The organism is Rhizomicrobium sp., assembly GCF_056722145.1.
On record NZ_JBWZET010000053.1, the window covers coordinates 1 to 2,084 of the forward strand.

At 64.6% G+C, this 2,084-nt stretch carries 1 protein-coding gene; it reads left to right on the forward strand.

Going from position 1 to position 2,084, the window contains the following annotated elements; genetic code table 11:
- A partial coding sequence (locus AC1P6P_RS03170; protein WP_481400985.1) for a penicillin-binding protein occupies positions 1–2,027 on the forward strand: 2,027 nt, incomplete at its 5' end.
- Between the last annotated feature and the right edge of the window lie 57 nt (positions 2,028–2,084).

Genomic DNA, 2,084 nt, shown 5'->3' on the forward strand with positions numbered 1-2,084 from the left:
TCTATGACCGCAACCTGCACGAACTCGCCATGACCGTGCAGGTCGACTCCATCTTTGCCGTGCCCAGCGAGATGGACGACAAGCCCGCCGCCGCTCACGCCCTCGCCTCGATCGTTCACACTGACCCCGAGGACGCGCAGACCACCGAACAGCAGATCGCCTCGCGCCTCGATGCCGGCCGCAGCTTCGCATGGGTCGCACGCCGCGTCTCGCCCGAGACCGCCGCCAGGGTGAAACAGCTCATCGCCTCCGGTGCCGTCAAGGGCGTCTACTTTCAAAAAGAATTCCAGCGCTTTTATCCTGACAACCAGATTGCCGCGCAGGTGCTGGGCTATGTAGGGCTCGACGACAACGGCCTCGGCGGCATCGAGTTGAAGTTCGAGCCTCAACTGCACGGCGTCTCCGGCCGCATGTTCACGGCCATGGATGCGCGCCGCCACGTTCTTGGCTCCAGTGAACGCGAACCCGCCCCCGGCCAGAATCTCGTGCTCACCATCGACGAGAACATGCAGTTCCTCGCCGAGCGCGCTCTCGATCACGCGATGGAACAGACCCACGCCGACAACGGCACCGTGGTCGTGCAGGACGTGCACACCGGCCAGATCCTCGCGCTTGCCATTCGCCCCACTTTCAATCCCAACCTCTTCCGCCGCACCACGCCCGCACTGCTGCGCAACCACGCTGTCAGCGATGTCTACGAGCCCGGCTCGGTCTTCAAGCTTGTCACCTACTCCGCCGCTCTCGACCAGCACGCGGCCACGCCCGACGACCCCATCGATTGCCAGGGCGGCCAGATCACGCTTGCCGGCCGCGTCATTCATGACAACCAGGGCGAGCACTACGGCGTTATTTCGGTGCATCAGGCGCTCGAAGTCTCAAGCGACGTGGCCGCCGTCAAGCTCGCGCTCAAGGTCGGCCCCGACCGCTTCTATCAATACATTCGCGACTTCGGCTTTGGCGCGCGCACTGGCGCCGAGATGCCCGGCGAGACGCGCGGCCTGCTGCGCCCCGTTAATCGCTGGGGAGGTTCTTCGATCGGCTCCATCTCCATCGGCCAGGAGGTCGGCGTCACTCCCATCCAGCTCGTCACCATGGTCTCGACAATCGCCAACGGCGGCGTCTATCTTCCCCCGCATGTGCTCATGCCCGGTCAGCTTGACTCGAATAACAAAGCGGCGTTTACGGCGCAGGCATTCAAGCCCGGCGGCGACGTGCCCAATCCGCTGCCCTCCGGCGCTCACCGCGTCATCTCCACGCTCACTGCCGCGCAGATGCGCAAGATGATGGAGGGCGTCGTCCTCTACGGCACCGGCAAAGCGGCGCAGCTCAACGGCTATTCGTCAGGCGGCAAAACCGGCACCGCGCAAAAGGTCGATCCGGCCACGCATCTCTATTCGAAGACGATGCACATCGCATCCTTCGCCGGCATCGCTCCGGTCAACAATCCGGTGATCGCTGTGGCCGTTGTGCTCGACAACCCCAAAGGCGGCTCCTATTACGGCGCGGCCGTCTCTGCGCCGGTCTTCGCCGAGGTGGCGCAGCAGGTCCTCGAATATCTCGCAGTCCCTCACGACATCGATCTGCGTCCGGCGAAGCCCGGAGCCAAACACGAGAAGCCGATAGTAGAAGACGCCTCGGAACACCTCGGCGACATCAACGCTCTTTACTCCGCGGTCAACGATCTGCCGCCCGACGATCCATTGCGCGCGCCTCCCAGCCAGCCCGCGCCCGCCACGCAAACCTCCGCTTCACCGCCGCAGACCGGCACTCAATCCGCTTCGGCCAACGCAGGCCAGCCGCCCGCAGCCGCACAAACACCCGCGCCAACCACCGTCACCATTGCAGACGGAAAAACTCTGCGCGTTCCATCGCTGGTCGGATTGCCCGTGCGCAAGGTCATCGAGCAGGCCGCCGCCGCAGGCCTCGAGGTCCAGATCACCGGCAGCGGCACAGTACGCGAACAAGCCCCGGCAGCCGGAACCATGGTCCCGCCCGGAACCAAAATCATCGTCCGCTGCGGTCGCTAGTGTCTTCGCCTTTTGCTAACTTGCCATGTGCGCGCAGCGCACGCTAGCTCGCTAACC